The sequence below is a fragment of the Phycicoccus sp. DTK01 genome (assembly GCF_017312765.1).
Lineage (GTDB): Bacteria > Actinomycetota > Actinomycetes > Actinomycetales > Dermatophilaceae > Phycicoccus > Phycicoccus jejuensis.
The window spans coordinates 235,258-251,124 of sequence record NZ_BOPU01000005.1 but is presented as its reverse complement, the minus strand read 5'-3'; the positions used below and the strand labels follow the sequence as shown (position 1 = coordinate 251,124).

Below are 15,867 nucleotides of genomic sequence, written 5' to 3'. Positions count from 1 at the left end.
GTGTGTGGTCGGTGGTGCACGGATGGGGGACGCCGGCTCGTGGCGTCCGGATGGCTCGCGAGGCAGGTCGGGTCAGGAGCTCGTACCCGACCTCCCACCCGGAGCAACAGCCGTCCGGGCGTTTGCTTCCGCGGAGACGGATTCGTCATCGTTTCGTGACCCACCGACACGACGCCCCCGACCGGTGAGACCCGGCGACACGAGGCGCCGCTGGAGCAGCGCGAGCAGGCCCTCGAGGGCGATGGCGAGCAGCGCCACGAGCAGGGCGCCGCCGGCGGCCCGCGGGTAGTCCCCGAGGGCGATGCCGTCGACGAGGTAGCGCCCGAGCCCGCCGAGGCCGATGTACGCCGCGATCGTCGCGGTCGCGACGACCTGGAGCACCGCGGTGCGCAGGCCCGACATGACGAGCGGCAGCGCGCACGGCAGCTCGACCTGGCGCAGCACCTGCCAGCCGGTCATCCCGACCCCGCGGGCGGCGTCGCGCGCGGCCGGGTCGACGGCCTCGACCCCGGCGTAGGTGCCGGCGAGCAGCGGCGGGACGGCCAGCAGGACGAGGACGGCGATGCTCGGCGCGAGATAGGCGGCGTCCCCCTTGAGCACCGGGCCGACGAGCAGCGACGCCGCGAAGAGCAGCCCGAGCGTGGGGATGGCGCGGGCCGCGTTCGTCGCGGTGACGAGCCAGCGCATCCGGCCGCTGTGCCCGATCCACAGGCCGAGCGGCAGCGCGACGACCGCCGCGATGACCATCGTCAGCACCGCGTACATCAGGTGCTCGAGCAGCCGGGTGGGGATGCCGTCGGACCCGGACCAGTTCGCGGGGTCGGTGAGCCACGAGAGCAGCGAGCCGATCATGGGGTACCTCCGGCCACGCGGCGCCAGGGCGTCAACGCCTTGGCAAGGAGCAGGATGAGGCCGTCGAGCAGGAGCGCGAGCACGAGGCACGCGACGATGCCGGTGACGAGCTCGCCCCAGATGATGCGGCGCCACCCGTCGACGAGCAGCGTGCCGAGCTGCGAGACGCCGACGAGCGAGGCCACGCTGACGATGCTCACGTTGCTCACGGCCGCGACCCGCAGGCCGGCGGCGATGACCGGGACGGCCAGCGGCAGCTCGACCCCGACCAGCCGGCGCAGCCCCCGGTAGCCCATGGCGGTCGCGGCCTGCTCGACGTGGTCGGGCACGGACATCAGGCCGTCGGCGACGGTGCGGGCCAGGAGCGCGACGGTGTAGATCGTCATCGCGACGACGACGTTGACCGGGTCGAGGATCTTCGTCCCGAGGACGATCGGCATGATGATGAAGAGCGCCAGCGAGGGGATCGTGTAGAGCAGGCCGCTCGTCGTGACGACCGCCGGGTACGCCCCGCGCCAGCGCTTCGCCGCCCAGCCGAGCGGCAGCGAGAGCACCAGCCCGAGCACGAGCGGCACCCCCGCGAGGTAGAGGTGCTGCCCCGCGAGGTCGATGACGGTGCGCCAGTTCGACGCGAGCCAGTCCACCTCAGGCCCCCTCCTCCGCGAGGGCGACCGCCCCGCCGTGCACGGGGTCCTCCTCGTCGCGCTCGGGCCGGTCGGTGTCCTCGATGGCGCTGAGCACCTCGTGGGCGAGCACCGTGCCGACGAGCACGCCGCTGTCGTCGACGACCACCCCACGCCGCGACGGCGAGGACAGCGCCGCGTCGAGCGCGCCCCGCAGCGTCCCGGCGGCGCGGGCGACGGTGCCGCCGCGGTGCAGGTCGGCGTCCTCGACGCCCCGGGAGCCGATGCGCGCCGGCTCGACCCATCCGAGCGGCTTGCGCTGCTCGTCGACGACGAGCAGCCAGGCCGCGCTGCCCGCCGCGGGCTGCTCGCCGAGGACGATGGTCCGCTCGGAGCGCAGCGGCAGGCGCGGGGTCCGCTGGAACTGCAGGGCGCGGTAGCCGCGGTCGCGGCCGACGAAGTCCGCGACGAAGTCGTCCGCCGGGTGGGCGAGGAGGTACGAGGGCTCGGCGACCTGCGCCAGCCGGCCACCGACCCGGAGGACCGCGACCTGGTCGCCGAGCTTGATGGCCTCGTCGATGTCGTGCGTGACGAAGATGATCGTCTTGCCGAGCTCGTCCTGCAGGCGCAGGAACTCGTCCTGCAGCTGGTCGCGGACGATGGGGTCGACGGCCGAGAACGGCTCGTCCATGAGCATGACGGGCGGGTCGGCCGCGAGCGCTCGGGCGACCCCGACGCGCTGCTGCTGGCCGCCGGAGAGCTGCGCCGGATAGCGGTCGCCGAGCACGGGGTCGAGCCCGACGCGCTCGAGCAGCTCGTGGCTGCGCTCCTGCGTGCGCTTGCGGTCCCAGCCGAGGAGCCGGGGCACGGTGCCGATGTTGTCGAGCACGGTCCGGTGCGGGAAGAGCCCCGCGTGCTGGATGACGTAGCCGATGCCGCGCCGCAGCTCGGACTGCTTCATCCGACCGGTGTCCTGGCCGTCGAGGGAGATGGACCCCTTCGTCGGCTCGATCATCCGGTTGACCATGCGCAGGCTCGTCGTCTTGCCGCATCCCGACGGTCCGACGAGCACGGTGATCTTGCCCGTCGGTGCCGTGAGGCTCAGGTCGTCGACGGCCACCGTGCCGTCGGGGAACTGCTTGGTCACGCCGTCGAAGCGGATCATCCGTCGACCCTAGTGCGCGCAACCGCAGGTGGAGCGCCCCTGATGACGCACGTTCGACGGACCGAGACCGGATCGAGACCCGCGCTCACCAGCTGTCGGCGGGCTCCCGGGCGGGGTCGGGCAGTGGTTCGTGCGCCGCCTCGGCGAAGGCGGTGAGCGCCGCGACGAGCCCCGTGCGGCGCTCGGCCGGCATCCGACGGACGACCTCGGCGATGGCCGCGCGTCGCCGGTCGGTCACGGTGTCGACGACCTCCCGGCCCCGGTCGGTCAGCCCGAGGACGACCGCGCGCCGGTCGCGCGCGTCCTCCTGCCGGGTGACGAGGCCGGCGGCGAGGAGGCGGTCGACGGTGCGCAGCGCGCTCGACGGGCCGACGCCCAGGCGCTCGGCGAGCGTGCTCAGGCGCGTCTCGCGCAGGCCACTGAGCACGACGAGGGCGCGGAACTGGGTGAGGGTCAGGCTCTCCTCCACGTCCGCGAGCGAGCGCGCCGAGACGGCGACGAGCACCCGGGACGAGACGAGCACGGCGCCGACGATCGCGTCGAGCTCGTCCGCGCCCTCGGCACCGGGGGCGGGGGGTGTCGCGGCCGGTCGATTTTCACTCACAAGTGCAACTATTGCATACTGCAAACATGTCCGTCGCCCCCGCCACGCCCACGACCCCCGCCCGACCGGACCTCCGTCAGCGGCTCGCCGTCCGCCTCGACCGGCTCCGCCTGGGCAGCGGCGGGCTCCTCGCGATGGCCCTCGTCGTCGGCGCCGGCACCGCGGGCGCGGCGGTCGCCTTCCGCTGGCTCGTCGGCACCGCCACCCGCCTCCTGACCGGCCACGAGGACTACGCGGCCGTCCCGGGGGCCGCCAACCCGCACCTGCCGGGACTCGGCCGCTGGTTCGTCGTCCTCACGCCCGTCGTCGCCGGCCTCGTCTACGGGCCGCTGGTCCACCGGTTCGCCCGCGAGGCCCGCGGGCACGGCGTGCCCGAGGTGATGTTCGCCGTCGCGCGCAACGGCGGACGCATCAAGCCGCGCGTGGCCGGTGTCAAGGCGCTCGCGTCGGCGCTGACCATCGGCGGTGGCGGCTCGGTCGGCCGCGAGGGCCCGATCGTGCAGATCGGGTCGGCGCTCGGCTCGACCGTGGGGCGGCTCGTGCGGGTCAGCGAGCCCCGGATGCGCGTGCTCGTCGCGTGCGGCGCGGCCGGCGGCATTGCCGCGACCTTCAACGCCCCGCTCGCCGGCGTGTTCTTCGCGCTCGAGCTCATCCTCGCCGACTTCACCGCGCAGTCCTTCGGCCTCGTCGTGCTCGCGGCCGTCACCTCCTCGGCCATCGGGCGCGCCGTGCTCGGCGACGAGCCCTTCCTCACGCTGCCGGCCTTCACGGTCGGGCACCCGAGCGAGTACCTGCTCTTCGCCGTGCTCGGGGTCGTCGCGGGCGCGGTCGGCGTGGCCTTCACGAAGGTGCTCTACCGCGTCGAGGACGTCTGCGACGCCGTCTGGCGCGGCCCCGAGTGGGCCCGGCCCGCGGTCGGCGGCCTGCTGCTCGGCCTCGTCCTCCTCGTCCTCCCGCAGATGTACGGCGTCGGCTACCCCGTGCTCGGCGACGCCGTCGACGGCCGCTACGCGCTGGGGTTCCTCGTCGTCCTGCTCGTCGGGAAGATGGTCGCGACCTCGCTGACCATCGGCATCGGCGGCTCCGGCGGCGTCTTCGCGCCCAGCCTGTTCATCGGGGCGATGCTCGGCGCGGCCTTCGGTGCCGTCGCCCACGCGGCCCTGCCGGGAGTGGCCGGCCCGATCGGCGCCTACGGCCTCATCGGGATGGGTGCGGTCTTCGCCGGCGCGGCCCGGGCCCCGATCACCGCGGTCGTCATCCTCTTCGAGCTGACCAACGAGTACTCGATCATCCTCCCGCTCATGACGGCCATCGTCGTCGCGACCCTCGTGAGCCACCGCCTCTCCGCCGACTCGGTCTACACCCTCAAGCTGCGCCGGCGCGGGGTCGACCTCACCGCGCCGCCGGAGTCCGGCGCGGCGCGCACCCCGGTCGGCACCGTGATGCGCCCGCTGCCCACCCCGGTCGAGGCCGGCACACCCCTGCGCGAGGTCGCGGCCCGGCTGTCGGGCGCGAGCTACGGGGTGCTGCCGCTCGTCGGCGCCGCCGGCGGCTACCACGGCGTCGTCACCGCGCGGGCGGTCTCGGAGGCGCTCGTCGACGGTCGGCACGAGGTCGAGCCGGCGTCGATGGTCACCGAGCTGCCCGAGCCGCTGCGGGTCACCGACACCCTCGACCGCGTCCTCGACGCGCTCGACCACAGCGGGGTCGGCGGGATGCCGGTGCTCGACGCGGACGGCGTCGACCCCGTCGGCTGGGTCACCTACCGCGACGCGCTGACCGGCATCCGGGCCGCCCGACCGAGCTGACCGAGCAGCGCCGGGATGCCCGGCGGCCGCGCCGGTGTTGCGACCCCCGTGACCACCGCCGCCGAGCCCGTCCCCGCCGACGAGCACCTCGACCGCCGCTCGGCGCAGGGACGGCTCGTGCTGGCCGGGCTGGTGCTCGGCACCGGGGTCGCCATCCTCGACGGCAGCGTCGTCAACGTCGCGCTGCGGACCATCGGCGCCGACCTCGGGGCCTCGCTCGCGCAGCTGCAGTGGGTCGTCAACGGCTACCTGCTGGCCCTCGCCTCGCTCGTCCTCGTCGGTGGCGGGCTCGGCGACCGCTGGGGCCGGCGGCGGGTCTACGAGGTCGGGGTCGTGTGGTTCGCGCTGGCGTCCGTCGCGTGCGCCCTGGCGCAGACCCCGGCCCAGCTCGTCGGGCTGCGGGTGCTCCAGGGGGTCGGGGCGGCCCTCCTGACGCCGGGGGCGCTCGCCATCATCCAGACGACCTTCCGCCCGGCGGACCGCGCGGCGGCCATCGGCACGTGGGCCGGCTTCTCGGGCATCGCCGCTGCGCTCGGGCCGTTCGTCGGCGGCTGGCTCGTCGACCACGCGTCGTGGCGCTGGGTCTTCGCGATCAACGTGCCGCTGTGCGCGGCCGTCGTCCTCCTGACGGGTCGACGCGTCCCCGAGAGCCGCGACCCCGGCGCCGCCGGCCGGCGCTTCGACGTCGCCGGCGCGGTGCTCACGGTCGTCGCTCTCGGGGCGACGACGTACGCGCTGACCGCCGCCGGCACGCTGGCGCCCGTGGCGCTCGTCGGGTGCTGGGTGGTGGCGGCGGCCGCGGCCGTCGGCTTCGTCGCCGTCGAGCGGCGCTCGGCCCATCCGCTGGTCCCGTTGTCGTTGTTCGGTTCTCGCGTCTTCTCGGCGGCCAACGCGATGACGCTCCTCGTGTACGGGGCGCTGGGCGCGGTGACGCTCTTCGTGGTGCTCGAGCTGCAGGTCGCCGGATGGAGCGCGCTGACCGCCGGCATGTCGGCCCTCCCCCTGACCGTGGTGATGATGCTGCTGTCGTCGCGCTCGGCGGCGCTCGCGGAGCGCATCGGGCCGCGCCTGCCGATGACCGTCGGCCCGCTGCTGTGCGCGGCGGGCAGCCTCCTGCTGCTGCGCGTCGACGCCTCCGCCGGGTGGCTCGACGTGCTGCCGGGGATGGTCGTCTTCGCGCTCGGGCTCGCGGGGCTGGTGTCGCCGCTGACGGCCGCGGTGCTGGGCGCCGCGCCGGACCGGCATGCCGGGGTGGCCAGCGGCGTCAACAACGCCGTGGCGCGGGCCGGGTCCCTGTTCGCGGTCGCGGCGCTGCCCGGCGTCGTCGGGCTCGCCGGCGAGGACTACCTCGACCCCGTCGCCATGACCGCGGGCTACCGCGGGGCGATGCTCTGGTGCGCCGGCCTGCTCGTGGCCGGCGCGGCGGTCAGCTGGCTCGGTCTGCGACCGGCAGCGCGCCGCTGACGAACTCCGTCACGGTGTCGTGCCAGCGGCGCGCGCGGCGCAGCATCGCGTGGCGCTCGCCCGGCACCCGGACCCACGTGACGGGGACGCCGAACTCCTGCCAGCGCTCCGCGACGAGGGCCGTCCGCCGCGGGTCGGTCGTGCGGTCGGCCGAGCCGTGCATGAGGAGGACGGGTCGGCCGTCCCGCGGGGCGCGCAGGTCGCCCTCGACCCACGGGGCGAGGGCCGCCACGGCCGCGATGCCGGCGTCCGCGGCGACGGTCAGCGCGACGCGGCCACCCATCGAGTGTCCGACGACGGCCACCGGGACGCCCGGCAGGACGCGGCGGATGCGCTCGAGCGCCCAGCGGGTGTCGACGACGGGGTCGGCCGCGTGGCCGTTCCAGCCGCGCACCCGGTAGGTGAGGCGGACGACGGCGACCTGGTCGCCGAGGCCCCGGCGCAGCGAGCCGGCGAAGGGCAGCATCCGCAGGACGGCGAGCTGCCAGCGCGTCACCTTGGCGCGGCTCCTCTCGCGCCCTCCGTGGAGGACGAGCACGAGGGCCTGCGGACGGTCAGGGACGTGGCCGCGCAGGCGCGCACCACCACCCCCGTCGGGGGCGAGCAGGAGGGACTCGAGGGTGCGTCGGCGGGGACGGCGCACCGGGGTGCGGGGCGTGCGGGAGGTGTGGGCGGCGGTGCGGGACCGACCGTGGGCGGCGCGCTCGTACATCGTTCGTTCCCCCCTTGCGGGTCGGGCGGGTCCAGCCGTGGGACAGGGACGGGCGGAGAGCCGCACCCACGATGCGTACCCCGTGACGACCGATTCCGCACGCAGGACGGGCGAGGATCGGCGTGTCGTGGGGTGTTCGGCACCCTCCGTCTCACCGGATGGCCACCCGGGAACGGCTCAGACGTCGGCGCGGTGGAAGTTCTGGAAGCTGCGGCTGGCCGTCGGGCCGCGCTGGCCCTGGTAGTGGGATCCGTAGGCCTCGGAGCCGTAGGGGTTCTCAGAGGGGCTCGTCAGCCGGAAGAACGCCAGCTGCCCGATCTTCATCCCGGGCCACAGCATGATCGGCAGCGTCGCGACGTTGCTCAGCTCGAGCGTGACGTGCCCGGTGAAGCCGGGGTCGACGAAGCCGGCCGTCGCGTGGGTCAGCAGGCCGAGGCGGCCGAGGCTCGACTTGCCCTCGACGCGGGCCGCGAGGTCGTCGGGCAGGCTCACGGTCTCGAGGGTCGAGCCCAGGACGAACTCGCCGGGGTGGAGGACGAAGCCCTCCTCGGCGTCGACCTCGACGAGGCGGGTGAGGTCCGCCTGGTCCTGCGCGGGGTCGATCACCTGGTACTTGTGGTTGTCGAAGAGCCGGAAGAACTTGTCGAGGCGGACGTCGACGCTGCTCGGCTGGATCATTGCCGGGTCCCACGGGTCGAGGGCCACCCGACCGGCGTCGACCTCGGCGCGGATGTCACGGTCGGAGAGGAGCACGCGGTCAGGCTACCGGGACGGGGCGGACCGGGTGCGAGGCGGCTGCGGCGGTGGGCTAGACTTCCCGGGCGCCGGGGAGGTCACTCGACCCGGCACGCCGATGTAGCTCAATGGTAGAGCGCCAGCTTCCCAAGCTGGACACGCGGGTTCGATTCCCGTCATCGGCTCCATCACGAAGGCCCGGATGCGACAGCGCCCGGGCCTTCGGCGTCCCCCGGGCCGTGACAACCCCGCACGTGCGGGCTTATCGCGGTCGGCGAGGTTATCGGACAGCGACAACCCCGCACGTGCCGGCCTCTCGTGCTCGGCCACGCGACCGGACAGCGATAACCCCGCACGTGCGGGCTTTTCGTGGTCGGCCGCGCGATGGGACAGCGACAACCCCGCACGTGCCGGCTCTTCGGGACGGGCGTGCGCCGGGCGGCAGCGATCGGCCCTTCGGAGGGGCCGGCTCCGTTTCGCAGGACAGGGCGGGAGTCAGCGGGTTAGCCTCCTGCCGACCGCGGCGGCAGGGGCTGACGGCCGCTCCTGACCGCACGTCACGATGGAGAGCGCGATGCGCCCAGCCCTCCGCCCCACCCGCCTGCTGACCGCCGTCGCGATCGGTGCGGCCCTCGTCGCCGCGCCGGCCACCGCGTCCGGGGCGACGACCCCACGGCCGTACACCCCTGTGGTGACGACGCCGCGTCCGGTGCCGGTCGCCGCGAGCGGCTACACGTTCTCGGCCGCGGACCAGCGGATGCGCACGAAGCTGACGCAGCGCGTGACGACGACCGCCTTCGGGACGGCGTTCTCGGGCACCGTGATCGACGCGGCCTCGAACACGCGCATCTGGTCGCTGAGGGGCACCACCACCGAGCTGCCCGCCTCGACCGCCAAGCTCGTGACCGCGCACAACGCCCTGACGGTCTTCGGCCCGGACAAGCGGTTCCGCACGAGCGTCCGGCAGGGCTCCGCCGTCGACCGCGTCGTCGTCGAGGGCGGCGGGGACCCGCTGCTCAGCAGCGCCGCGCTGGACGCGATGGCGGCGACCACGGCGGCCACGCTCAAGGCCCGGGGGCGCACGAGCATCCGCGTCTACGTCGACGACGACGTCTTCCCGACCCCGACGCTCGCTCCCGGCTGGAAGACCAGCTACGTCCCCGACTCCATCACCCCCGTCCGCGGGCTCGTGCGCGACCAGCGCGACGTGGCCGACACGAGCGCCGACGTCGGCTCCTACGTCGCCTCCCGCCTCAAGGCCCGCGGCGTCACCGCCACGTACGCCGGTCGTGAGAACGTCCGCTCCGGTGCCGAGACCCTCGCCTCGTCCGACGGCGCGACGATGACCGACATCGTGGGCCGGATGCTCCTGGTCAGCGACAACGAGATCGCCGAGGCGCTGCACAAGCTCGTCGGCCGCTCCGCCGGCGGCGACGCCACGTGGACCGGCGCCCGCGCCGCCCAGACGCGCGTGCTGCAGCAGGCCGGCCTGTCCGTGGGCGCGATGTACGACGGCTCGGGGCTCTCGCGCTCGGACCGCATCAGCTCGCAACAGCTGGCGACGGTCATGGACCGCGCCGTCGACTCGAGCCACGCCGAGCTCGCCCCGATGCGCAGCTCGCGCAGCCTGCCGATCGCCGGGCGCACGGGCACCCTGGCCGCGAAGTACGACCGGTTCACGAGCAGCGCCTCCCGCTGCGCCGCCGGCAAGGTCTGGGCCAAGACCGGCACGCTGAGCGACGTCGCCTCGCTCGCCGGCTACACCCGCGACCCCGACGGCCGCATCAAGGTCTTCGCGTTCATCGTCAACGGGCGGACCTCGAGCACCGCGCTCAAGCAGGGCCTCGACATGCTCGCCGCCACCGTCAACGGCTGCTCCTGACGCCGCCGGCCCCGGGGGCGCTGGGTCAGCTGGGGACGACCCAGCCGAGCACGGTGACGATGCCGATGACGGCGCACACGACGAAGAGCGCCGCGAGGATCCAGCCGATGACCTGGGCGCCGTCCACGCCGCCCGCCTCGTCGGCGTCCGAGGTCTTCTCGGCGTCCGGCGCGGTCAGCTCACCCGGTCGCACGAGCGGCTCCGGCGGCGCGTCGAGCTTCGGGTCGGCGACGAGGGCCTTGGTGCGCAGCGCCTCGATGCGGGGCGCGCGCGGCTCCTCGCGCACCGGCTCCGGCAGGGCGCGCCACATCGCGACGAAGTCGTCGCCGGACTGCTCGCGCCACGCGGCGACGGCGTCGTCGGCCTCGGGGCCCTTGACGCCGGCGGCGAACCAGATGGCCCCGGCCCGCGGCAGGTCGCCCATCCCGTGGAGGACGTGACCGAGGACGCGCAGGAGCTCGGGGTCGGCGTCCGTCTCGGCGTGCTCGAGCAGGAGGTCACGGGCCTTCCACGCCTGGCCGTCGTCGACGAGCCGGCGCGCCTCGGCGAGGACGTCCGCGGTGCTCACGCCCCCGAGTATGCCCCGCAGCGCCGCGCTGTCGCGGCTGGCGCGCAGGCGTCAGCCGCGCCGACCGACCCAGAGTTCCCGTGCGCCGTCGGCGAACTCGTCGGCGAACTGCAGCAGCCTGACCCAGCGTTCCGGCACGGCCGTGGCGCCGTCGCGCGCCCCGAGCAGGCCGCCGGCGATGGCGGCGTTGCTGTCGGTGTCGCGTCCGATGCGCACGACGTCGACGAGCACGGGCTCGAGCGGACGGGGATCGAGGACGGCGGCGAGGGCGATGCGCAGCGAGTCGAGGACGTACCCGCCGCCGTCGCCGGCCAGCCGCGCACGACCCTCGGCGAGGTCCGCCACCGACGGCCGCCCGTCGTCCGCGAACGCCTCGACGACCCCGTCGACGCCGAGCCGCTCCGCGGTGGCGAGGCCCGTGGCCACCGCGTCGGCGGCCCCGATGCCGTCGACGAGCGCGGCCGCCACCTCGACGTACGCGGCGCAGGCCGCCGTGCACCGGGGATCGTCGTGGGTGACCGCCGAGATCTCCACGGCCAGGCGGACGCGGCGTGCGGCGTCCCGCTCGGCGAGGGCCGTCGGCAGGCAGCGCATCAGCGAGCCGTTGCCCGCCTGCCCGGGGCCCGAGCCGGCACGGCGGGGGTCGCCCGAGGCGCGGTAGCGCGTCAGGCCGGTCCGGGTGGCGCCGCCGACGTCGCGGGGCGGGATGCCGGGGGTGCGGCCGGGCCAGCGCCCCTCGAACCAGTCGAGCATGTGGTCGGCCGCGGCGCGCACGACGTCGTCCGGTCCCTCGAGGTGGGCCAGCAGCACCGCCCGGGTCAGGTCGGTGTCGTCCGTCGCGTGGCCGGCCGGCCACGCGAACGGCCCGCCGCCGACGACGTCCCACAGCCCGTCGGGGTACCGGGCGCGGATCTCCTCGCGCGAGGAGAACTCGACGGCCGCGCCGAGGGAGTCGCCGGCGTGCACCCCGAGCAGGGCCCCCACGGCGCGGTCGACCCCGTCCGCGTCCTGCTCGGCCGTGACCATCCGCGCTCCCTCCGGTGCCGGGCGACCCCCGGGCGGCCGCGACGTCTCGTCACCCTAGGCCGACGGGGTCCGCCGGACGGGCGAGACGGCCCTCACCCACCCGGTGGTTGCGTCGGTTACCCGCTGGTAGCACACTGGTGAGCAAGCGCTCACTTTGCGACGTCCCCGGGAGGACCACGATGGGTCACTACAAGAGCAACCTCCGCGACATCGAGTTCACCCTCTTCGAGGTGCTCGGCCGCGGCGAGGTCCTGGGCAGCGGCCCCTACGCCGACCTCGACGCCGACACCGCCCGCGAGATGCTCAAGGAGATCGCGCGCCTCTCGGAGCACGAGCTCGCCGAGTCCTTCGCCGACGCCGACCGCAACCCGCCGGTCTACGACCCGCAGACGCAGGCCGTCACGATGCCGGAATCGTTCAAGAAGTCCGTCGAGGCCTACCGCGAGAGCGGCTTCTGGGCCATCGACCTGCCGGCCGAGCTCGACGGCACCGTCGCCCCGCCGAGCGTGCGCTGGGCGGCCAACGAGATGCTGCTGGGCTCCAACCCCGCGCTCGCGATGTTCGCCGCGTCCTACTCCTTCGCCAAGCTGCTGTACCTCATCGGCAACGACGACCAGAAGAAGCTCGCCCGCTGGATCGTCGAGAAGGGCTGGCACTGCACGATGGTGCTCACCGAGCCCGACGCCGGCTCGGACGTCGGCGCCGGCCGCACCAAGGCCACCCAGAACGAGGACGGCACCTGGACCATCAGCGGGGTCAAGCGCTTCATCACGAGCGCCGAGTCCGACATGGTCGACAACGTCGTCCACTTCGTCCTCGCCCGCCCCGAGGGCGCCGGCGTCGGCACCAAGGGCCTCAGCCTGTTCATCCTCACGAAGTACGCCGTCGACCTCGAGACCGGTGAGCTCGGCGAGCGCAACGGCGTCTACGTCACCAACGTCGAGAAGAAGATGGGCCTGAAGGTCTCGACGACCTGCGAGCTGACCTTCGGCGGCGAGAAGCCGGCCGTCGGCACCCTCTTCGGCGACGCGCACGACGGCATCGCGCAGATGTTCCACGTCATCGAGAACGCGCGGATGATGGTCGGCACCAAGGCGATCGCCACGCTCTCGACCGGCTACCTCAACGCGCTCGAGTACGCCAAGCAGCGCGTCCAGGGCGCCGACCTCACGCAGATGACCGACAAGTCGGCGCCGCGCGTCACCATCACGCACCACCCCGACGTGCGCCGCTCGCTCATGCTCCAGAAGGCGTACTCCGAGGGCCTGCGCGCGCTCGTGCTCTTCACCGCGAGCCAGCAGGACGTCGTCGACCAGCACGTGCTGACCACCGGCGAGCAGACCTTCGAGAAGGGCTCGGCCGCCGACGTCGCCAACCGCGTCAACGACCTGCTGCTGCCGATCGTCAAGGGCCTGGGCTCGGAGCGGGCCTGGGTGCTGCTCGGCACCGAGTCGCTGCAGACCTTCGGGGGCTCCGGCTTCCTCCAGGACTACCCCGTCGAGCAGTACGTCCGCGACGCGAAGATCGACACGCTCTACGAGGGCACGACGGCCATCCAGGGCATGGACTTCTTCTTCCGCAAGATCGTCCGTGACAAGGGCCAGGCGCTGACCCACCTCGCGACGCAGATGCAGGAGTTCGCCAAGGACCTCGGCCTCAACGGCGGGCGCCTCGACCGCGAGCGCGAGCTGCTCGGCCAGGGCGTCGAGGACGTCCAGGGCATCCTCGGATACATGGTCGGCGAGCTCATGAAGTCCGACCCGCGCCAGGGCGGCGAGCTGCCCAACCTCTACAAGGTCGGGCAGAACACCACCCGTCTCCTGCTCGGCGCCGGCGACCTCGTCGTCGGGTGGCTGCTGCTGCGCCAGGCCGCCGTCGCGCTCGACGCGCTCGAGGCCGGCGCCGAGGGCCGGGAGAAGGACTTCTACGAGGGCAAGGTCGCCGCGGCCCGCTTCTACGCCCGCCAGGTCCTGCCCCGCCTCTCCGCCGAGCGGGCCATGGCCGAGGCCAGCGACAACGACCTCATGGACGTGCCCGAGTCCGCCTTCTGACCCGCCCCACCCGGCGGTCCCCCGACCCCGGGCCCGGCGCGCCTGCCCGGAGCACGCGCCGCGCCCGGACCCACGTGACGACTGGCCCGTCCCTCCTCCAGGAGGGGCGGGCCCGTCGGGCGTGCTGCGTGCCGGCGTGGCCGGGCCGCACCGGCGTCAGCGCGGGTCGATCTCCGTGCGGTCGACGCGGGTGCCGGTGTTGGGGTCGACGTGGCTCTCGCGGGTCGTCGTCACGCGCCCGCGGCGGCTGCCGGCCTGCATGACGAAGGACAGGAGGATGGCGAGGACGCCGCCCGCCATGAGGATGTAGCCGATCATCTCGAGGTCCAGGCCGGCCACGCTCTGGTCGCCGACGGCGAACGTGAGGATGGCGCCGAGGACGAGGAGGAAGATGCCGAGTCCGATGTACATGGGGTCTCCTGGGGCAGGGGTCGGCGGGCGGTCATCCCGACCGTACCTGTTCCGACCTGCACCGTCGAAGGTTTGTGCAAACTTCGTCGACGCCGGGCAGCGGCCTACTGGCCGCCGCCACCACCCAGGCCCGGGCCGTTGTGGGTCATCCGGGAGGCTGCCGCCTCGGCGCCGTAGGGCGCGTCGCCGGTGAACTCCGAACGGGTGCCCGTGCCGCGGCGCCGACGCTCGAGGACCACCCCGAGCACGACGACCAGGGCCAGGAGTCCGATGATCCACCACATGGCGCCACTCCCCTTCCGGCGTCCGGTGCCTCCGGGCTGCCGTGCCGTCAGGGTCGCACGGCGTGGCGCGGCTGTCGAGGCATCCGGTCAGACGAAGGAGCCGGGGTTGAGGATGCCCTGCGGGTCGAGCGCGGCCTTGACGCGGCGGTTGAGGTCCATGACCTCGGGACCGAGCTGCGCCTCGAGCGAGCCCTTCTTGAGCCGGCCGACGCCGTGCTCGCCGGTGATCGTGCCGCCGAGGCCGATGGCGGCGTCCATGATGTCGCCGAAGGCGAGGCGGGCCCGCCGCTCGGAGTCGGCGTCCGTCGCGTCGTAGACGATCGCCGGGTGCGTGTTGCCGTCGCCGGCGTGCGCGACGACCGGGATCTCGACCCCGTGGCGCTGGCCGATGGCCTCGATCTCGGCGAGCAGCGCCGGCAGCTGCGGCACCGGCACGCCGACGTCCTCGGGCAGGACGGCGCCGCGCGGCTCGAGCGCGGTGAAGTGCACGCGTCGGGCCTGGACGAACATCTCGGCCTCGTCGGGGTCGTCGGTCGCGACGACCTCCTTGGCGCCGGTGACCTCGCAGGCCGCGACGATGGCCGCGACCTCCTCGGCGCGCGAGGCGCCCGGGGCATCCGACTGGATGAGCAACAGGGCGCCGGCGTCGCGGTCGAGCCCCATCGGCTGGTAGTCCTCGACGGCGTTGATCGAGGCGCGGTCCATCAGCTCGACCATCGAGGCGCGGACGGTGCGGCCGAGCTCGATGACGGCCGCGGCGGCGTCGGCGACGGTCGGGAAGAGCGCGACGACGGTGGAGCGCGGCGCCTGCGCGGGCACGAGCCGAAGGATCGCCCGGGTGACGATGCCGAGCGTGCCCTCGGAGCCGACGAAGAGCTTGAGCAGCGAGAGGCCGGCGACGTCCTTGACCCGCTTGCCGCCGAGCGTCACGAGGGTGCCGTCGGCGAGGACGACGTCGAGGCCGAGGACGTAGTCGGTCGTCACGCCGTACTTGACGCAGCAGAGGCCGCCGGCGTTGGTCGCGATGTTGCCGCCGATCGAGCAGATCTCGAACGAGCTGGGGTCCGGCGGGTACCAGAGGCCCTCGGCGACAGCGGCGTTCTTGACCTCGACGTTGAGCGCACCGGGCTCGACCACCGCGACGCGCGCGGCGGTGTCGATCTCGACGGCGCGCATCCGCTCGAGGCTGAGGACGATGGTGCCGTCGACGCCCATCGAGCCGCCGGACAGGCTCGTGCCGGCGCCGCGGGGGACGACGCCGATGCGGTGCTCGGTCGCCCAGCGCAGGGTCTGCTGCACCTGCGCGGCGTCCTCGACACGGACGGCCGCAAGCGGCGTGCCGGCGCCGGCGTCGTGCGTCCAGTCGTGGCGGTACTTCTCGAGCGCGGCGGGGTCGGTGGTGACGACCCCCGGCGGGAGGGCCTGCGCGAGCTCGGCGACGGCGGCTGCGGTGACGGCGGCGTCCATGCCCCTTACCTTCGCACGGCGTCGCCCACCCCGCGCCCCCGCACCTCCTACCGGAGTCGAGTGCGCAAGTGGCTGCCCCGGCGACCGCCGGCGCCCTCGAATGCACCAGGCCGCCGCCTTCCCCGGCCTCGAGGGCGCACGTGGCTGTCCCAGCGACCACTTCCGCACTCGACCCCGGGGCTGTGGAGAACCTCGCGGCGCTCTGGGCCGATCGC

The 15,867-nt window shown here is 74.2% G+C and carries 15 protein-coding genes and 1 tRNA gene; 5 read left to right on the top strand and 11 right to left on the bottom strand.

Going from position 1 to position 15,867, the window contains the following annotated elements; all coding sequences use genetic code 11:
* Positions 1 to 72 precede the first annotated feature (72 nt).
* The 4 genes from J3473_RS13080 to J3473_RS13065 form a co-directional block, all read right to left on the bottom strand.
* Positions 73 to 852 (bottom strand): ABC transporter permease, encoded by a 780-nt coding sequence (locus J3473_RS13080; protein ID WP_207024066.1) that lies wholly within the window; start codon positions 850 to 852, stop codon positions 73 to 75.
* Entirely contained in the window at positions 849 to 1,496 is a 648-nt protein-coding gene (locus J3473_RS13075) for an ABC transporter permease (protein WP_207024064.1), read from the bottom strand. Before J3473_RS13075 ends, J3473_RS13080 begins: the two co-directional genes overlap by 4 nt.
* Position 1,497: 1 nt before the next feature.
* A complete protein-coding gene (locus J3473_RS13070) occupies positions 1,498 to 2,640 on the bottom strand; it encodes an ABC transporter ATP-binding protein (protein ID WP_207024062.1) in 1,143 nt (380 codons plus the stop codon).
* An 85-nt stretch (positions 2,641 to 2,725) separates the two neighbouring features.
* Positions 2,726 to 3,244, bottom strand: coding sequence for a MarR family winged helix-turn-helix transcriptional regulator (locus J3473_RS13065; protein WP_207024060.1), 519 nt, complete (start codon positions 3,242 to 3,244; stop codon positions 2,726 to 2,728).
* A 26-nt stretch (positions 3,245 to 3,270) separates the two neighbouring features.
* On the opposite strand from J3473_RS13065, the gene J3473_RS13060 reads away from it, so the two are divergent.
* On the top strand, positions 3,271 to 5,052 hold the full coding sequence (locus J3473_RS13060) for a chloride channel protein (RefSeq protein WP_207024058.1): 1,782 nt from the start codon (positions 3,271 to 3,273) through the stop codon (positions 5,050 to 5,052).
* A 15-nt stretch (positions 5,053 to 5,067) separates the two neighbouring features.
* Positions 5,068 to 6,516 carry an MFS transporter gene (locus tag J3473_RS13055; RefSeq protein ID WP_207024056.1) on the top strand — a complete coding sequence of 483 codons (1,449 nt, stop codon included), beginning with the start codon at positions 5,068 to 5,070 and terminating at the stop codon, positions 6,514 to 6,516.
* Here J3473_RS13055 and J3473_RS13050 read toward each other — a convergent pair.
* A complete protein-coding gene (locus tag J3473_RS13050) occupies positions 6,479 to 7,228 on the bottom strand; it encodes an alpha/beta hydrolase (RefSeq protein WP_207024054.1) in 750 nt (249 codons plus the stop codon). The genes J3473_RS13055 and J3473_RS13050 overlap by 38 nt on opposite strands.
* A 177-nt stretch (positions 7,229 to 7,405) precedes the next feature.
* Positions 7,406 to 7,981 carry a dCTP deaminase gene (gene dcd / locus J3473_RS13045; protein ID WP_030527024.1) on the bottom strand — a complete coding sequence of 192 codons (576 nt, stop codon included), beginning with the start codon at positions 7,979 to 7,981 and terminating at the stop codon, positions 7,406 to 7,408.
* 96 nt (positions 7,982 to 8,077) lie between these two features.
* On the opposite strand from dcd, the gene J3473_RS13040 reads away from it, so the two are divergent.
* Both J3473_RS13040 and dacB read left to right on the top strand, forming a co-directional pair.
* Positions 8,078 to 8,151 (top strand) — tRNA-Gly (locus J3473_RS13040).
* A 386-nt stretch (positions 8,152 to 8,537) separates the two neighbouring features.
* Positions 8,538 to 9,845, top strand: a complete 1,308-nt coding sequence (dacB, locus tag J3473_RS13035) for a D-alanyl-D-alanine carboxypeptidase/D-alanyl-D-alanine-endopeptidase (protein WP_207024052.1) — start codon at positions 8,538 to 8,540, stop codon at positions 9,843 to 9,845.
* A 25-nt stretch (positions 9,846 to 9,870) separates the two neighbouring features.
* On the opposite strand, the gene J3473_RS13030 is transcribed toward dacB, so the two are convergent.
* Both J3473_RS13030 and J3473_RS13025 read right to left on the bottom strand, forming a co-directional pair.
* Positions 9,871 to 10,413 (bottom strand): hypothetical protein, encoded by a 543-nt coding sequence (locus tag J3473_RS13030; protein ID WP_207024050.1) that lies wholly within the window; start codon positions 10,411 to 10,413, stop codon positions 9,871 to 9,873.
* Positions 10,414 to 10,464: 51 nt separating this feature from the next.
* Positions 10,465 to 11,439: an ADP-ribosylglycohydrolase family protein gene (locus J3473_RS13025; RefSeq protein ID WP_207024048.1), complete on the bottom strand. Its 975-nt coding sequence runs from the start codon at positions 11,437 to 11,439 to the stop codon at positions 10,465 to 10,467.
* Positions 11,440 to 11,618: 179 nt separating this feature from the next.
* On the opposite strand from J3473_RS13025, the gene J3473_RS13020 reads away from it, so the two are divergent.
* Positions 11,619 to 13,490 carry an acyl-CoA dehydrogenase gene (locus J3473_RS13020; RefSeq protein WP_207024046.1) on the top strand — a complete coding sequence of 624 codons (1,872 nt, stop codon included), beginning with the start codon at positions 11,619 to 11,621 and terminating at the stop codon, positions 13,488 to 13,490.
* A gap of 156 nt (positions 13,491 to 13,646) precedes the next feature.
* Here the strand turns inward: J3473_RS13020 and J3473_RS13015 are convergent, their stop codons facing one another.
* The 3 genes from J3473_RS13015 to J3473_RS13005 form a co-directional block, all read right to left on the bottom strand.
* Positions 13,647 to 13,901, bottom strand: coding sequence for a DUF6458 family protein (locus J3473_RS13015; RefSeq protein ID WP_030527034.1), 255 nt, complete (start codon positions 13,899 to 13,901; stop codon positions 13,647 to 13,649).
* A 104-nt stretch (positions 13,902 to 14,005) separates the two neighbouring features.
* Positions 14,006 to 14,185 carry a hypothetical protein gene (locus J3473_RS13010; protein ID WP_030527035.1) on the bottom strand — a complete coding sequence of 60 codons (180 nt, stop codon included), beginning with the start codon at positions 14,183 to 14,185 and terminating at the stop codon, positions 14,006 to 14,008.
* A gap of 87 nt (positions 14,186 to 14,272) precedes the next feature.
* The gene (locus tag J3473_RS13005) at positions 14,273 to 15,652 is read right to left on the bottom strand and encodes an FAD-binding oxidoreductase (RefSeq protein ID WP_207024044.1); all 1,380 of its coding nucleotides are present in this window, start codon (positions 15,650 to 15,652) and stop codon (positions 14,273 to 14,275) included.
* Positions 15,653 to 15,867: the final 215 nt, after the last annotated feature.

Bases quoted from the DNA above. Each gene is read 5' to 3' on its own strand.
- J3473_RS13080 (WP_207024066.1), bottom strand. From the start codon at position 852: ATGATCGGCTCGCTGCTCTCGTGGCTCACCGACCCCGCGAACTGGTCC.
- J3473_RS13070 (WP_207024062.1), bottom strand. From the start codon at position 2,640: ATGATCCGCTTCGACGGCGTGACCAAGCAGTTCCCCGACGGCACGGTG.
- J3473_RS13060 (WP_207024058.1), top strand. From the start codon at position 3,271: ATGTCCGTCGCCCCCGCCACGCCCACGACCCCCGCCCGACCGGACCTC.
- J3473_RS13055 (WP_207024056.1), top strand. From the start codon at position 5,068: ATGCCCGGCGGCCGCGCCGGTGTTGCGACCCCCGTGACCACCGCCGCC.
- J3473_RS13050 (WP_207024054.1), bottom strand. From the start codon at position 7,228: ATGTACGAGCGCGCCGCCCACGGTCGGTCCCGCACCGCCGCCCACACC.
- dacB (WP_207024052.1), top strand. From the start codon at position 8,538: ATGCGCCCAGCCCTCCGCCCCACCCGCCTGCTGACCGCCGTCGCGATC.
- J3473_RS13025 (WP_207024048.1), bottom strand. From the start codon at position 11,439: ATGGTCACGGCCGAGCAGGACGCGGACGGGGTCGACCGCGCCGTGGGG.
- J3473_RS13020 (WP_207024046.1), top strand. From the start codon at position 11,619: ATGGGTCACTACAAGAGCAACCTCCGCGACATCGAGTTCACCCTCTTC.
- J3473_RS13015 (WP_030527034.1), bottom strand. From the start codon at position 13,901: ATGTACATCGGACTCGGCATCTTCCTCCTCGTCCTCGGCGCCATCCTC.
- J3473_RS13010 (WP_030527035.1), bottom strand. From the start codon at position 14,185: ATGTGGTGGATCATCGGACTCCTGGCCCTGGTCGTCGTGCTCGGGGTG.
- J3473_RS13005 (WP_207024044.1), bottom strand. From the start codon at position 15,652: ATGGACGCCGCCGTCACCGCAGCCGCCGTCGCCGAGCTCGCGCAGGCC.